The organism is Streptomyces sp. NPDC054961 (genome assembly GCF_053609145.1).
The window spans coordinates 156,970-170,969 of record NZ_JBSGWY010000009.1; the positions used below are offsets into that span (position 1 = coordinate 156,970).

Genomic DNA, 14,000 nt, shown 5'->3' on the forward strand with positions numbered 1-14,000 from the left:
GGATCCTGAAGCGCCTTTCAGGGCGAACGGCACGGCGGACGGCACGGCGGACGGCGTGCCGAACGGCCCTCAGGGCCGGGGAGCACGGATCCGGAGCACCAGCCGGGCACCCGTGCCGCCGGACGGGGGGAGCGCGCGGAGGTCGCCGCCGTGCGCCCGGGCGATCTCCCGGGCGATGGCCAGGCCCAGGCCGGTGCCGCCGCTGGCCCGGCCCCGGTCCGCGTCCAGCCGTACGAACCGCTCGAAGACCCGGTCCCGGTCCGCCTCCGGGATGCCCGGCCCGTCGTCGGTGACCTCCAGCAGCGCCCAGCCGTCGCCGTCCGCGGACGCCCTGACGGTGACTTCGGTGCGGGCGTACCGGAGGGCGTTGTCCACGAGGTTGGCCAGCGCCCGCTCCAGCCGCTCCGGATCCCCGGAGGCCGGTACGGGGGCCCGCGCGTCCAGCCGGAGCCGGACCCGGGGGCCGGGGCGCCGCGCCAGGTCCTCGGCGGCCAGCAGCGCGAGGTCCACCGGCTCGGAGCGCGGCGCGGGCCCGCCGTCGAGGCGGGCCAGCAGGAGCAGGTCGGCCGCGATGCCCTGGAGCCGTTCGGTGTCGGCCAGCGCGGCCGCCACCGATTCCCGGTCGGGGTCCCGCAGAGCCACCTCCAGCCGCGAGCGGACGGCCGCGAGGGGGTTGCGCAGCTCGTGGGAGGCGTCGGCCGTGAACTGCCGCTGCCGGGCGTCGCCGCGCTCCAGCCGGTCGAGGGTGTCGTTGACGGTCCGGGCCAGCTGGGCGATCTCGTCGGCCCCGCCCGGATCGGGGACCCGCCGGTCCAGCTCGCTCGCGGTGACCGCCGCGAGCTCGGCGCGGATCGCACCGACGGGGCGCAGCGCCTGCCCCGTCACCCACCAGGCCAGGGCCGCCGCGAAGGCGATCAGCGGGGGAGCCCCGGCCAGCAGGCCGAGGGCGACCGCCCGGTTCGCGTCGTCGACGTCGCCGAGGACGGTCATGGCGTAGACGGTGTGCGGGTGGCGCGCCCCCGGCGGGCCGGGCGCCGCCACGGCGACCACCACGCGCCGTTCCGTGCCGGGGTGCGCGGCCGGCAGGACGGCCGAGCGGGAGTCGTCGCCGGGCGGCGGGGGGCGCAGCCCGGTGAGCTCCGGGGCGTCCTCCGGGTCCCCGCTGGTGGCCACGGTCCGGCCGTTCGCGTCCCGTACGAGGACCAGGTCGACCCCGCCCTCCGGCGCGGGCAGCCGGCCGGCGGCCGGGAGGGTCCCGGTGTCGGTCTGGGAGGCGACCTTGCGGGCGGCGAGCTCGGTGCGGGCGGTGGTGTTCTCGATGAGGTTGGCGCGCAGCACGGTGTACAGCCACAGGCCGCCGGCGGCGAGCACGGCGGCCATCGCGAGGGCGGCGGCCGCGGCGGCGCGCGCCCGCAGGCTGCCGAGACGCCGGGCGCGGGACGGGGACCGGGAGCCGGACCGGGATCCGGACGGGTGAGGGGAGCCGGACGGGTGAGGGGTGCCGGACGGGGGGCCGGTGCCGGACGGGGGCCCGGTGCCGGACGGGGGACGGGGCCTAGCCACCGTCCGGGGCCATCCGGTAGCCGGTGCCGTGGACGGTGAGGATCGAGCGGCGACCGAAGGGGACGTCGATCTTCCGGCGGAGCGAGGAGACGTAGACCTCGACGATGTTCGGGTCGATGCCGTGCGGGGTGTCCCAGACCTCGTCCAGGATGTCCTGCTTGGCGACGGCCCGGCCGGGCTGCCCCATCAGGCAGGCGAGCACGCCGAGCTCGCGGGCCGTCAGCTCGATCTCGTGCGGGCCGCGCCGGCAGCGCCGGCCGCGCGGGTCGAGGGTCAGGTCGCCGGCCTGGAGGATGCTGGGCTGCGCGGGGCCCGCGGCGCGCCGGGTGACCGCGCGCAGGCGGGCGGCGAGGACGACGAAGGAGAACGGCTTGGTGAGGTAGTCGTCGGCGCCGGCGTCGAGGCCCTCGGCCTCGTCGTACTCGCCGTCCTTGGCCGTCAGGATGATGACGGGGGTCGGGTCGCCGTGGGCGCGCATCCGCCGGCAGATCTCGAAGCCCGAGAGGCCCGGGAGCATCAGGTCGAGGACGACGGCGTCGTACGGGCCGCCCGTGAGGGCCAGGTCCAGGCCGCGGTGGCCCTCGTGGGCGAGGTCGACCCAGTGGCCGTCGGCGGAGAGGCCCCGCCGAAGCGATTCGGCGAGGCCCGTTTCGTCTTCGACGACCAGGAGGCGCATGCCCCAAGCCTCACATACCGGACGCCTTTCCCCGGGCCCCGGCCCCGGGCGCCGCCCCCGCGCGCCGCCCCGCACCTCGAGCGCCGGTGGATCCGCGCGAGCCGGTCAGGGGGCGCCGGGCCGGGCCCCCGCCGGACCCGGGGGCGACGCCCGCCGGGGCCGCCCCGAGCGCCCGCCGGACCGGATCCGGGGCCGGCGCCGGGGGTGGTTCCGGTGCGGGGGCGGGGCCGGCCACGGGGCGGGATCCTGGTCCCCGCCCGGGGTGGTTCCGGGCCGGATCCGGTGCGGGGCCGGGTGGGCACGGGCCGAAACCGGTCAGTGTGCCCGGTGGGCGCGGGGCGCGTCCGCGATGCCTCAGGGGGACGCCGGGCCGGGTCCAGGTACCGGCCGGGGCGGGTCCCCGCAGGGGTTCCGGGCGGGTCCGGGCGGGGCCCCTGACGGGGTTCCGGGGCGGCCCGGGGCGACCCGGACGGGCAGAAACAGCGGCGCGTATTGGCACTCCGCTTGACCGAGTGCTAATCGCCGGAATAGTCTCGCGTCTGGCACTCGCCCCTGGTGAGTGCCAACACAGCGACAGGCAGATCCGGCACCCGCGACGACGGATCGACCTGGTCGCCACCTCAGACAGTTAACCCCGGATCTCCGAAGGGGGAGGTCGGATCGTGACGACCACCAGCTCCAAGGTTGCCATCAAGCCGCTCGAGGACCGCATTGTGGTCCAGCCGCTCGACGCCGAGCAGACCACGGCCTCTGGCCTGGTCATCCCGGACACCGCGAAGGAGAAGCCCCAGGAGGGCGTCGTCCTCGCGGTGGGCCCGGGCCGCTTCGAGGACGGCCAGCGACTTCCGCTGGACGTCACCGTCGGCGACGTCGTGCTGTACAGCAAGTACGGCGGCACCGAAGTGAAGTACAACGGCGAGGAATACCTCGTCCTCTCGGCCCGCGACGTGCTCGCGATCGTCGAGAAGTAAGTCACTTCTCCAGTTTTGTTTTGAGCTACGCCCCTGGTCACCCCTGCTGATGCCGGGCGGCGAGGGGCGTAGTTCGTTCTAGGCGGTCGCGGTGAGCGGCCGGGGATCGCAACGAGAGGGCTGAACCGCTCCCATGCCGAAGATTCTTAAGTTTGACGAGGACGCTCGTCGCGCCCTCGAGCGCGGCGTCAACAAGCTTGCCGACACGGTCAAGGTGACGATCGGCCCCAAGGGCCGCAACGTCGTCATCGACAAGAAGTTCGGTGCTCCCACCATCACGAACGACGGTGTCACCATCGCTCGCGAGGTCGAGCTGGACGACCCGTACGAGAACCTGGGCGCGCAGCTCGTGAAGGAGGTGGCGACCAAGACCAACGATGTTGCGGGTGACGGCACCACCACCGCCACCGTGCTGGCCCAGGCGCTGGTCCGCGAGGGTCTGCGCAACGTCGCCGCGGGTGCCTCCCCGGCCGCCCTCAAGAAGGGCATCGACCTCGCGGTCAAGGCCGTGTCCGAGGAGCTCCTCGCGACCGCCCGCCCGATCGAGGACAAGTCCGACATCGCCGCCGTGGCCTCGCTCTCCGCGCAGGACGCCCAGATCGGCGAGCTCATCGCCGAGGCGATGGACAAGGTCGGCAAGGACGGTGTCATCACCGTCGAGGAGTCCAACGCCTTCGGCGTCGAGCTGGAGTTCACCGAGGGCATGGCCTTCGACAAGGGCTACCTCTCGCCGTACATGGTCTCCGACCAGGAGCGTATGGAGGCCGTCCTCGACGACCCGTACATCCTGATCAACCAGGGCAAGATCTCCTCGATCCAGGACCTCCTGCCGCTGCTGGAGAAGGTCATCCAGGCCGGTGGCACCAAGCCGCTCCTGATCATCGCCGAGGACGTCGAGGGCGAGGCGCTCTCCACCCTCGTCGTCAACAAGATCCGTGGCACCTTCAACGCCGTCGCCGTCAAGGCGCCCGGCTTCGGTGACCGCCGCAAGGCGATGCTCCAGGACATGGCCACCCTCACCGGTGCCACCGTCATCGCCGAGGAGGTCGGCCTCAAGCTCGACCAGGCCGGTCTGGACGTGCTCGGTTCCGCGCGCCGCGTGACCATCACCAAGGACGGCACCACCATCGTCGACGGTGGCGGCAAGTCCGATGACGTCCTCGGCCGCGTCAACCAGATCAAGGCCGAGATCGAGTCCACCGACTCGGACTGGGACCGCGAGAAGCTGCAGGAGCGCCTGGCGAAGCTCGCCGGCGGCGTCTGCGTCATCAAGGTCGGCGCCGCCACCGAGGTGGAGCTCAAGGAGCGCAAGCACCGTCTCGAGGACGCCATCTCGGCGACCCGCGCCGCGGTCGAGGAGGGCATCGTCTCCGGCGGTGGCTCCGCGCTCGTCCACGCCGTCAAGGTCCTCGAGGGCAACCTCGGCCTGACCGGCGACGAGGCCACCGGTGTCGCGGTCGTGCGCCGCGCCGCCGTCGAGCCGCTGCGCTGGATCGCGGAGAACGCCGGCCTCGAGGGCTACGTCATCACCGCGAAGGTCGCCGAGCTCGACAAGGGCCAGGGCTTCAACGCCGCCACCGGCGAGTACGGCGACCTGGTCAAGGCCGGCGTCATCGACCCGGTCAAGGTCACCCGCTCCGCGCTGGAGAACGCCGCTTCGATCGCGTCCCTGCTGCTCACGACCGAGACCCTGGTCGTCGAGAAGCCGGCCGAGGAAGAGGCCGACGCCGGTCACGGCGGCCACGGCCACAGCCACTGACCTCGTCAGTAGTCGTGGCAGAGCCCCGGTCACCGCTGCCAAGCGGTGGTGACCGGGGCTCTGTCGTTCTCGGCGGCCTTCTCCGCGGCCTTCCCGACGGCCTTCTCGACGGCCTTCCGGCCGACGGCTATCCGGGCATCATGCCCATCTGCCGCATCAGCCCCGGCGCGTCGTAGTACCACCAGTCTTCCGCGATCTGGCCGTTCTCGAGGCGGCAGGTCGTCGAGCCCGACATGGAGACTTCCTTGCCGGTCGGTGCGACCCCCATGAACTCGCCCTTGTGGGTGCCCTTCCAGTCCCAGAGCGTGGTGACGCAGTCCCCTTCGGCGATCTGGCGCGTCATGTCGAAGGTGAAGTCGAAGGCGTCCCGCCACATGCCGATGGTCGTGGCCAGGCCCTCCCGGCCGTTGCCCCGGTCCCCGCTCTGCATGATGTCGTGGGTGACGTAGTCGGCCGCGACGCACTCTTCGATGACGTCGAAGTTCCCCTTGCCCGCGATCTCTTCGATCATCCGTGTCGCGACCAGCTTGTTGAGGTACTCGTCGCGGACCACGTCGAGGTTCATGAACTTCGGCATGCCCTCGCAGAGAGCCACCATCTCCTGGAACATCCGGTCGGTTTCCGGGAGCTGAGAGTTCCTCATCGCCTCCTCGTACGAGGGGAATTCGACGAGGTCGAGGTAGTGGGTCTCGGAGTCCCGGTCCCTGCCGATCAGGGTGTGGGTGACCGTGCGCCTGCCGCTCGCCTGCTCGGCCCAGCGGTCGATGAGCGCGTTCATCTCGTCGAACCGCGTGGTCTCGTAATCGATTACTTGTACGAATGTCATCGCGTCGCCTCCCGCGCTGGATGGGACACGTCCAGTCTAGGGAGATTTCACCTTTTTGCCGTGTTTACTCATCGGTCACTGCGGTCCGTACTTGCGGCCCGTACGCGAGGAAACCCCGCCCAGCAGTCCGCGCGGGGTCAGCTTCACGATGCCCATCAGCGCCTTGTACCGGGGGTCCGGGATCGACACCGTCTTGCCCCGGGCCAGGTCGGCGAGGGCCGCGGCCACCAGCTTGTCGGCGTCGAGCCACATCCAGCCGGGGATGTTGTCCGTGCCCATGCCGGCGCGCTCGTGGAACTCGGTGCGCACGAAACCGGGGCACAGCGCCATCAGCCGTACGCCCGAACCGGCCAGGTCCTTCGCCGCGCCCTGGGTGAACTGCACGACCCAGGCCTTGCTCGCCCCGTAGGTGCCGCGGGGCAGGAAGGCGGCCACCGAGGCCACGTTGATCACGCCGCCCCGCCCGCGCGAGCGCATCGACCCGGTCGCCGCCGAGGTCAGCCGCAGCACGGCCTCCACGTGGACCTTGATCATGGTCAGCTCGTCGGCCATGGAGACCTCGAGGTAGCGGCCCTTGTTGCCGAAGCCGGCGTTGTTGACCAGCAGGTCCACCGGGTGCTTGCGGTCGCCGAGGCGCTTCTCGACCGCCGAGATGCCCTCCTCGGTGGAGAGGTCGGCGGCCAGCACCTCGGCCTCGATGCCGTGCCGGTCGTGCAGTTCGGTGGCCTGCTCACCGAGCCGCTTGGTGTCCCGGGCCACCAGGACGAGGTTGTGCCCCTGGGCGGCGAGCCGCCGGGCGAAGGCGGCGCCGATGCCCGCCGTGGATCCCGTAATCAACGCAGTCGTCATACGCGCAACCTAGCCGCCCCGGCGCCCGCCGCCCCTACCAGGTTCCGGATAGGCCCCCGGACCGGCCTCCCCGTCAGTGCCCTTGCGGGCGGCGCTACTTCGCCGGCTGCTCCAGTTCCCGCTCCCGGCCCTGCCCGTGGCCCGGGGCCGGGACCCGTGCCCGTTCCCGTTCCCCGCGCGTCCGCTGCTGCTCCACATGGGCCAGCGCCTTGTTCCGCGCGCTCGGCTCCAGCGCGGCGCCCGCCGCCAGGATGCGCGGCAGCAGCTCCCGCTCGGTGGTGACGGCGCGGAACCAGAACCCCACGGTCACCTCGTGGTCCGGGCGGTGCACCACCTCGATGGGGTCGCCGGGGGAGACCGTCCCCTCCTGGACCACCCGCAGGTACGCACCCGTCCGGGCCTCCCGGGTGAACCGCTTGACCCAGGACCTCTCGCCGAGCGCGCCCTGGAAGGTCCGGCACGGAATGCGGGCCGAGGCCACCTCCAGGACCAGGCCGGCGCCGACCCGCCAGCGTTCGCCGAGCAGCGCGCCGTTCACGTCGAGGCCGGAGGTGGTGAGGTTCTCGCCGAAGATCCCGCCGGGCAGGGCGCGGTCCAGCTCGCGGCCCCACCAGTCCAGGTCCTCGCGGGCGTACGCGTACACGGCCTTGTGCGGGCCGCCGTGATGGCGCCGGTCGCAGACGTCGTCACCCTCGACCCCGCTGGCCGCGGCCCCGTCGGGGTCCGGCGCGAAGATCCGTACGGGGCCGGGGACGGGGCGTTTGCCGTGACCGGTCAGCCCGCCCTCCGCGTCGGTGTAATCGACGGCCGTGGCACGACCGAGGTTCACGGAGATCAGATGCATGGGGACACGCTAGCCGAATGGCCCCAAAGGCGGCACGGGACTATTCGCGCGGTCATCAAAGCGGCCCTTATACTCGAGGGGTGATCGAGGCACGTCATCTCCGCGTTCTGCGCGCTGTCGCCGGAACCGGCTCCTTCTCCGCGGCCGCCCGCGAACTCGGCTGCACCCAGCCGGCCGTCTCCCAGCAGATGAAGGCGCTGGAGCAGTCCGCCGGCACCCCGCTGCTGATCCGCGCCGGCCGCGAGATGCGGCTCACCCAGGCGGGCGGGGCGCTGGTCCGGCACGCCGCCGGGATCCTCGCGGGGCTGACCGCCGCCGAGGAGGAGGTCGCGGCCATCGCCGGGCTGCGCGCGGGCCGGGTCCGGCTCGTCTCCTTCCCGAGCGGCAGCTCCACCCTGGTGCCCACCGCGCTGGCGGCGATGCGCGCCGCGCACCCGGGAACCCGCATCTCGCTGGTCGAGGCCGAGCCGCCGCGTTCGGTGGAGATGCTGCGCGAGGGCGACTGCGACGTCGCGCTGGCCTTCCGCTACGGCGGAGCCCCGGGGTCGGCGGCCGAGTGGGAGGACCTCGTGGTCCGGCCGCTGCTGACCGACCGGCTCGTGGGCCTGGTCCCCGACGGCCACCGGCTGGCGGGCGCGGGGCGGGTGGGCATGGCGGAGCTGGCCGAGGAGCCCTGGATCGCGGGCTGCCCGCGCTGCCGCCGCCATCTGGTGGAGGTGTGCGAGGGCGTCGGCTTCACCCCGCGCATCGACTTCGCCACCGACGACTACCCGGCCGTGGTCGGGCTGGTCGGGGCCGGTCTCGGCGTGGCGGTCCTGCCGGAGCTGGCGGTGGAGTCCGTACGGGCCAAGGGCGTGAGCACCCTCGTCGTGGAACCGGCCGTCGAGCGCGAGGTCGTGGCGCTGACCCTGCCCGACCTGGCCCGGGTGCCCGCGGTGGCCGCGACCCTGGGGGAGCTGGAGCGGGCGGCGCGGCGTTGAGCCGGGCGGCCGGAGCGGGCCGCCGGGTGAAAGACCGTACGGCGGTACGGCCGACCGGGTGGCGGCCCGTCCGGTGACGGGCCGCCCGTGCGTGCGGCGGTGGCGGAGAGAAACGTTCCTTCGGACGTTTCCCCCGGCCCTGGCTCAGTGCGGGGCGATCGGTCCGATCGAGGTCGCCGCGGGGATCAGGCGGTGCCGGGCGCGGCCCATCAGTTCCTCGCGTTCGTCTTCGGTGAGGCCGCCCCACACCCCGTAGGGCTCGCGGACGGCGAGGGCGTGCGCGGCGCATTCCGAGCGCACCGGGCAGCGCATGCAGACCTCTTTAGCCGAGGCCTCACGCGCGCTCCTGGCCGCGCCCCGCTCGCCTTCCGGGTGGAAGAAGAGGGAGCTGTCGACCCCGCGGCAGGCAGCCAGCAGCTGCCAGTCCCAGAGGTCGGCGTTCGGTCCGGGGAGGCGGGAGAAATCTGCCATGGGTAGTCCCTCTTGGTGCCGGTACTGAGGCGGATACGGTCCATGTCTCCACACCTACTGTCCTAGTAGATGTAAATATGACTCATTGGGAATCTAGCCTCAGACATGCGCCAAACGGAAGGAAAGCCGCCAAATAGGGCATAACGCCAATTGGAGGACACGCCGGGAGTGGTGCCCGCCTCGTGTTCGCTTCCTCACGTAGAGTGCCGAAGGTGTCCGTCCGACCCGTAACTCTTTCGAGTGACCATCGTTGAGAGTGCGAAGGCGGTTGAACCAATAAGTTCTCGGACAGGTGTCTGGGGACATCGACCGCACAGGTGACGATACGTACCAGCCTGGAGGCTCAAGGTGACGCGCATCAGCAGCTGCGGAGGGCGGTCATGACATCCGTCCTCGTCTGCGACGACTCCCCGCTTGCCCGAGAGGCGCTCCGTCGCGCGGTTGCCACCGTGCCCGGCGTCGAGCGTGTGACGACGGCTGCCAACGGCGAGGAAGTCCTCCGCCGCTGGGGTGCCGACCGTTCCGATCTGATTCTGATGGACGTGCGGATGCCCGGCCTCGGCGGTGTGGAGACGGTTCGCCGGCTGCTCTCGGCCGATCCCGGCGCCCGCATCATCATGCTGACGGTCGCCGAGGACCTGGACGGGGTGGCCCTCGCGGTCGCCGCCGGGGCCCGGGGCTATCTGCACAAGGACGCCTCGCGCGCCGAACTGCGGGCCACGGTGACCCAGGCCCTCGCCGACCCGACCTGGAGGCTGGCCCCGCGCCGCCTCCGCTCGGCCGAGATGGGCGCCGCGCCCACGCTCACCGCGCGCGAGATCCAGGTGCTGGAGGGCATGAGCCACGGCCGGTCCAACGCGGAGATCGGGCGCGAGCTCTTCCTCTCCGAGGACACGGTCAAGACGCACGCCCGCCGTCTGTTCAAGAAGCTGGGAGCCTCGGACCGGGCGCACGCCGTTGCGCTCGGCTTCCGCTGGGGCCTGGTCCGCTGACCGCACGACCGCCGGCCCTCACCGGCCGGCGGCGCCGCGGCCGGGCCGCCGACATCGCGTCGGCCGCTTCGTCGAACCTCGGTGCGAAGCCGGGGATTGGCGGGGCACAATCCGGGGGACGTGTCGCTTCGTGCGCGATGCCGCATGCTTGAGGGTGTGGCGCATCCTTGGAGATGTCGCCGCGGCAACGATTCGGCCGAGCGGGAGGGGAGGGCCAGAGCATGAGTTCCGGTGCACCCACCCCTCGTAACGCCTCGGCTCATAACGCTTCGACGCACAACACGGACCGCAGTGCCGCGAATACTCCGGCGCCAAGGCACCATGGATTGATGCGCGACGACGAGGCCCAGGGGCCCCCCGGGGCCACAGGACCCACCGGCCGGGCGGCCGCCGCCAGGAGCGGCGGCGGTGACGGGACCGTCGGCGCGCTCGTACGCCGCGCGGTCGAGGGCGACGAGCAGGCCACGCACGATCTGCTGGCCTTCGTGCACCCCCTCGCGATCCGCTACTGCCGCACCCGGCTCTCGCGGCTCCCCGGTGATGCCCGCCACTTCGTGGAGGACCTGGCGCAGGAGGTCTGCGTCGCCGTCCTCATGGCCCTGCCGCGCTACCGCGACACCGGGCGCCCCTTCGAGGCCTTCGTCTTCGCCATCGCCGCGCACAAGGTCGCCGACCTGCAGCGGGCCGCCATGCGCCACCCGGGCAGCACGGCCGTGCCCTCCGACGAGATGCCGGAGCGGCCCGACGACTCCCTGGGGCCGGAGGAGCGCGCGCTCCTCAGCAGCGACGCGGCCTGGGCCAAGAAGCTGCTGGCCAACCTGCCGGAGAACCAGCGCGAGCTCCTCGTCCTGCGCGTCGCCGTCGGGCTGACCGCCGAGGAGACCGGGCAGATGCTCGGCATGTCCCCCGGGGCGGTGCGCGTGGCACAGCACCGGGCGCTCAGCCGGCTCCGCGCACTCGCCGAGCAGTAGACCCGGCGGCGAGCCGGAGGACCTTCGCGGCGGTCCGTCCCGGTTCGCCGGGCCGGCCGTCGTAGGAAGCGACAAATCTTGGGCTTGACCTTGGTCGTGGAATGAGACGCGTCGGGATCCCGTTAGCATGGACATCCGCGCTGAGCAAGACCATTTGGGAAGGTGTCATGACTGTGAACGGCAGTAGTGAGACTGGAGTGCCCGACAAATTCGCCACACTCGGCCTCACGTACGACGACGTGCTACTGCTGCCCGGCGTGTCGGACATGTCCCCGGACGCGATCGACACCTCCTCCCTGATCTCCCGCAACGTGCGCGTGAACGTCCCGCTGCTCTCCGCCGCCATGGACAAGGTCACCGAGGCCCGCATGGCCATCGCGATGGCCCGCCAGGGCGGCGTCGGCGTCCTGCACCGCAACCTCTCCATCGTCGACCAGGCCAACCAGGTGGACCTGGTCAAGCGCTCCGAGTCCGGCATGGTCACCGACCCGATCACGGTGCACCCGGACGCGACCCTGCGCGAGGCCGACGAGCTCTGCGCGAAGTTCCGCATCTCCGGCGTCCCGGTCACCGACCCCGCCGGCAAGCTGCTCGGCATCGTCACCAACCGCGACATGGCCTTCGAGTCGGACCGCAGCCGCCAGGTGCGCGAGGTCATGACCCCGATGCCGCTGGTCACGGGCAAGGTCGGCATCACCGGCGTGGACGCCATGGAGCTGCTGCGCCGCCACAAGATCGAGAAGCTGCCGCTCGTCGACGAGTCCGGCATCCTCAAGGGCCTCATCACGGTCAAGGACTTCGTCAAGGCCGAGAAGTACCCGAACGCCGCCAAGGACAAGGACGGCCGGCTGCTCGTCGGCGCGGCCGTCGGCGTCGCGGGCGACGCGTACGACCGCGCCCAGGCCCTGATCGAGGCCGGCGCCGACTTCATCGTCGTCGACACGGCCCACGGTCACTCCCGCCTCGTCGGCGACATGGTCTCCAAGATCAAGTCGAACTCGACGGTCGACGTCATCGGCGGCAACATCGCGACGCGTGACGGCGCCCAGGCGCTCATCGACGCCGGCTGCGACGGCATCAAGGTCGGCGTCGGCCCCGGCTCCATCTGTACCACCCGCGTCGTCGCCGGCATCGGCGTCCCGCAGGTCACCGCCATCTACGAGGCCTCGCTCGCGGCCAAGGCGGCGGGCGTCCCGGTCATCGGCGACGGCGGCCTGCAGTACTCCGGCGACATCGCGAAGGCCCTGGTCGCGGGCGCCGACACGGTGATGCTCGGCTCGCTGCTCGCGGGCTGCGAGGAGTCCCCGGGCGAGCTGCTCTTCATCAACGGCAAGCAGTTCAAGTCGTACCGCGGCATGGGCTCGCTCGGCGCGATGCAGTCCCGCGGCGACCGCAAGTCCTTCTCCAAGGACCGCTACTTCCAGGAGGGCGTGGGCGGCGACGACAAGCTCATCCCCGAGGGCATCGAGGGCCAGGTCCCGTACCGCGGCCCGCTCTCCGCGGTCGTGCACCAGCTCGTCGGCGGTCTGCGGCAGTCGATGTTCTACGTCGGCGGCCGCACCGTTCCCGAGCTCCAGGACCGCGGCCGCTTCGTCCGCATCACGTCGGCGGGGCTCAAGGAGAGCCACCCGCACGACATCCAGATGACGGTCGAGGCGCCGAACTACTCCCGCAAGGGCTGATCAGCGCGGTGCACCGAGGGGCGGACCCATCCGGGTCCGCCCCTTCGCCGTGTCCGCCGGGCGGTCGTCCGGTCCGGCGCGCGCGTCCGTACAGCGGTCACCGGGACGCAGCTCCCCGCCCTTCGGGGATACTGGACGGGCAGACCCAGAGGAAAGGCCACCACACGTGACTGAGATCGAGATCGGGCGCGGCAAGCGCGGCCGCAGGGCGTACGCGTTCGACGACATCGCCATCGTCCCCAGCCGTCGCACCCGGGACCCGAAGGAGGTCTCGATCGCCTGGCAGATCGACGCCTACCGCTTCGAGCTCCCGTTCCTGGCCGCTCCCATGGACTCGGTCGTCTCCCCGCAGACCGCCATCCGCATCGGTGAGCTCGGCGGCCTCGGCGTGCTGAACCTCGAAGGCCTGTGGACCCGGTACGAGGACCCGCAGCCGCTGCTCGACGAGATCACCGAGCTCGACGAGGACGCCGCGACCCGCCGGCTCCAGGAGATCTACGCGGCCCCGATCCAGGCGGACCTCATCCGCCAGCGGATCAAGGAGGTGCGCGACTCCGGCGTCGTCACCGCCGCCGCGCTCTCCCCGCAGCGCACGGCCGAGTTCTCCAAGGCCGTCGTCGACGCGGGTGTGGACATCTTCGTGATCCGCGGCACCACGGTGTCGGCCGAGCACGTATCCGGCGCCGCCGAGCCGCTCAACCTCAAGCAGTTCATCTACGAGCTCGACGTCCCGGTCATCGTGGGCGGCTGCGCCACGTACACCGCGGCCCTGCACCTGATGCGCACCGGCGCCGCCGGTGTCCTGGTCGGCTTCGGCGGCGGCGCCGCGCACACCACGCGCAACGTGCTCGGCATCCAGGTCCCGATGGCGACCGCCGTCGCGGACGTGGCCGCGGCCCGCCGCGACTACATGGACGAGTCCGGCGGCCGCTACGTGCACGTCATCGCCGACGGCGGCGTGGGCTGGTCCGGCGACATCCCGAAGGCCGTCGCCTGTGGCGCGGACGCCGTGATGATGGGCTCCCCGCTGGCCCGTGCCACCGACGCGCCCGGCAAGGGCAACCACTGGGGCATGGAGGCCGTCCACGAGGACGTGCCGCGCGGCAAGAAGGTCGACCTGGGCACGGTCGGCACCACCGAGGAGATCCTCACCGGCCCGTCGCACTCCCCGGACGGCTCGATGAACATCTTCGGCGCGCTGCGCCGCTCGATGGCCACCACCGGCTACAGCGAGCTCAAGGAGTTCCAGCGGGTCGAGGTCACGGTCGCGGACTCGCAGCACCACCGCTGACCGCTCCGACGTACCCGTGCCGGAGGGCCGGCGCCCCCCCGGGGGGGCCCGCCCCCCCGGCCCGGGGGGGCGGCGCGGGGGGGGGGGCGGGGGGGTTCTGCGCGGGGTGGGGCGGGGCGTGCGGA

The 14,000-nt window shown here is 72.3% G+C and carries 13 protein-coding genes; 7 read left to right on the top strand and 6 right to left on the bottom strand.

The window, feature by feature from the left end; translation table 11 throughout:
• Positions 1 to 69: 69 nt before the first annotated feature.
• A complete protein-coding gene (locus ACWF9Z_RS12075; protein ID WP_453600627.1) occupies positions 70 to 1,380 on the bottom strand; it encodes a sensor histidine kinase in 1,311 nt (436 codons plus the stop codon).
• Positions 1,381 to 1,555: 175 nt separating this feature from the next.
• Positions 1,556 to 2,239, bottom strand: coding sequence for a response regulator transcription factor (locus tag ACWF9Z_RS12080; protein WP_453600630.1), 684 nt, complete (start codon positions 2,237 to 2,239; stop codon positions 1,556 to 1,558).
• A 662-nt stretch (positions 2,240 to 2,901) separates the two neighbouring features.
• On the opposite strand from ACWF9Z_RS12080, the gene groES reads away from it, so the two are divergent.
• Positions 2,902 to 3,210 carry a co-chaperone GroES gene (groES, locus tag ACWF9Z_RS12085; RefSeq protein ID WP_008739621.1) on the top strand — a complete coding sequence of 103 codons (309 nt, stop codon included), beginning with the start codon at positions 2,902 to 2,904 and terminating at the stop codon, positions 3,208 to 3,210.
• A 133-nt stretch (positions 3,211 to 3,343) separates the two neighbouring features.
• Positions 3,344 to 4,969 (top strand): chaperonin GroEL, encoded by a 1,626-nt coding sequence (gene groL / locus ACWF9Z_RS12090; protein WP_356649571.1) that lies wholly within the window; start codon positions 3,344 to 3,346, stop codon positions 4,967 to 4,969.
• 127 nt (positions 4,970 to 5,096) lie between these two features.
• Here groL and ACWF9Z_RS12095 read toward each other — a convergent pair whose 3' ends face one another.
• The 3 genes from ACWF9Z_RS12095 to ACWF9Z_RS12105 all read right to left on the bottom strand — a co-directional run bounded on the left by ACWF9Z_RS12095 (position 5,097) and on the right by ACWF9Z_RS12105 (position 7,488).
• Entirely contained in the window at positions 5,097 to 5,795 is a 699-nt protein-coding gene (locus tag ACWF9Z_RS12095) for an ester cyclase (RefSeq protein WP_453600633.1), read from the bottom strand.
• A gap of 75 nt (positions 5,796 to 5,870) precedes the next feature.
• Positions 5,871 to 6,644 carry an SDR family NAD(P)-dependent oxidoreductase gene (locus tag ACWF9Z_RS12100; protein ID WP_453600636.1) on the bottom strand — a complete coding sequence of 258 codons (774 nt, stop codon included), beginning with the start codon at positions 6,642 to 6,644 and terminating at the stop codon, positions 5,871 to 5,873.
• A 94-nt stretch (positions 6,645 to 6,738) separates the two neighbouring features.
• Complete coding sequence (locus ACWF9Z_RS12105; protein ID WP_453600639.1) at positions 6,739 to 7,488, bottom strand: MOSC domain-containing protein; 750 nt, start codon at positions 7,486 to 7,488, stop codon at positions 6,739 to 6,741.
• 80 nt (positions 7,489 to 7,568) lie between these two features.
• On the opposite strand from ACWF9Z_RS12105, the gene ACWF9Z_RS12110 reads away from it, so the two are divergent.
• On the top strand, positions 7,569 to 8,468 hold the full coding sequence (locus tag ACWF9Z_RS12110; protein WP_453600642.1) for a LysR family transcriptional regulator: 900 nt from the start codon (positions 7,569 to 7,571) through the stop codon (positions 8,466 to 8,468).
• A gap of 144 nt (positions 8,469 to 8,612) precedes the next feature.
• On the opposite strand, the gene ACWF9Z_RS12115 is transcribed toward ACWF9Z_RS12110, so the two are convergent.
• A complete protein-coding gene (locus ACWF9Z_RS12115) occupies positions 8,613 to 8,939 on the bottom strand; it encodes a WhiB family transcriptional regulator (protein ID WP_356649576.1) in 327 nt (108 codons plus the stop codon).
• A gap of 380 nt (positions 8,940 to 9,319) precedes the next feature.
• On the opposite strand from ACWF9Z_RS12115, the gene ACWF9Z_RS12120 reads away from it, so the two are divergent.
• The 4 genes from ACWF9Z_RS12120 to ACWF9Z_RS12135 all read left to right on the top strand — a co-directional run bounded on the left by ACWF9Z_RS12120 (position 9,320) and on the right by ACWF9Z_RS12135 (position 13,875).
• A complete protein-coding gene (locus ACWF9Z_RS12120) occupies positions 9,320 to 9,931 on the top strand; it encodes a response regulator transcription factor (RefSeq protein ID WP_003948568.1) in 612 nt (203 codons plus the stop codon).
• 329 nt (positions 9,932 to 10,260) lie between these two features.
• Positions 10,261 to 10,902 carry a sigma-70 family RNA polymerase sigma factor gene (locus ACWF9Z_RS12125; protein ID WP_453600645.1) on the top strand — a complete coding sequence of 214 codons (642 nt, stop codon included), beginning with the start codon at positions 10,261 to 10,263 and terminating at the stop codon, positions 10,900 to 10,902.
• 167 nt (positions 10,903 to 11,069) lie between these two features.
• Complete coding sequence (gene guaB / locus ACWF9Z_RS12130) at positions 11,070 to 12,584, top strand: IMP dehydrogenase (RefSeq protein ID WP_356649578.1); 1,515 nt, start codon at positions 11,070 to 11,072, stop codon at positions 12,582 to 12,584.
• A gap of 166 nt (positions 12,585 to 12,750) precedes the next feature.
• On the top strand, positions 12,751 to 13,875 hold the full coding sequence (locus ACWF9Z_RS12135; RefSeq protein WP_453600649.1) for a GuaB3 family IMP dehydrogenase-related protein: 1,125 nt from the start codon (positions 12,751 to 12,753) through the stop codon (positions 13,873 to 13,875).
• Positions 13,876 to 14,000 lie beyond the last annotated feature (125 nt).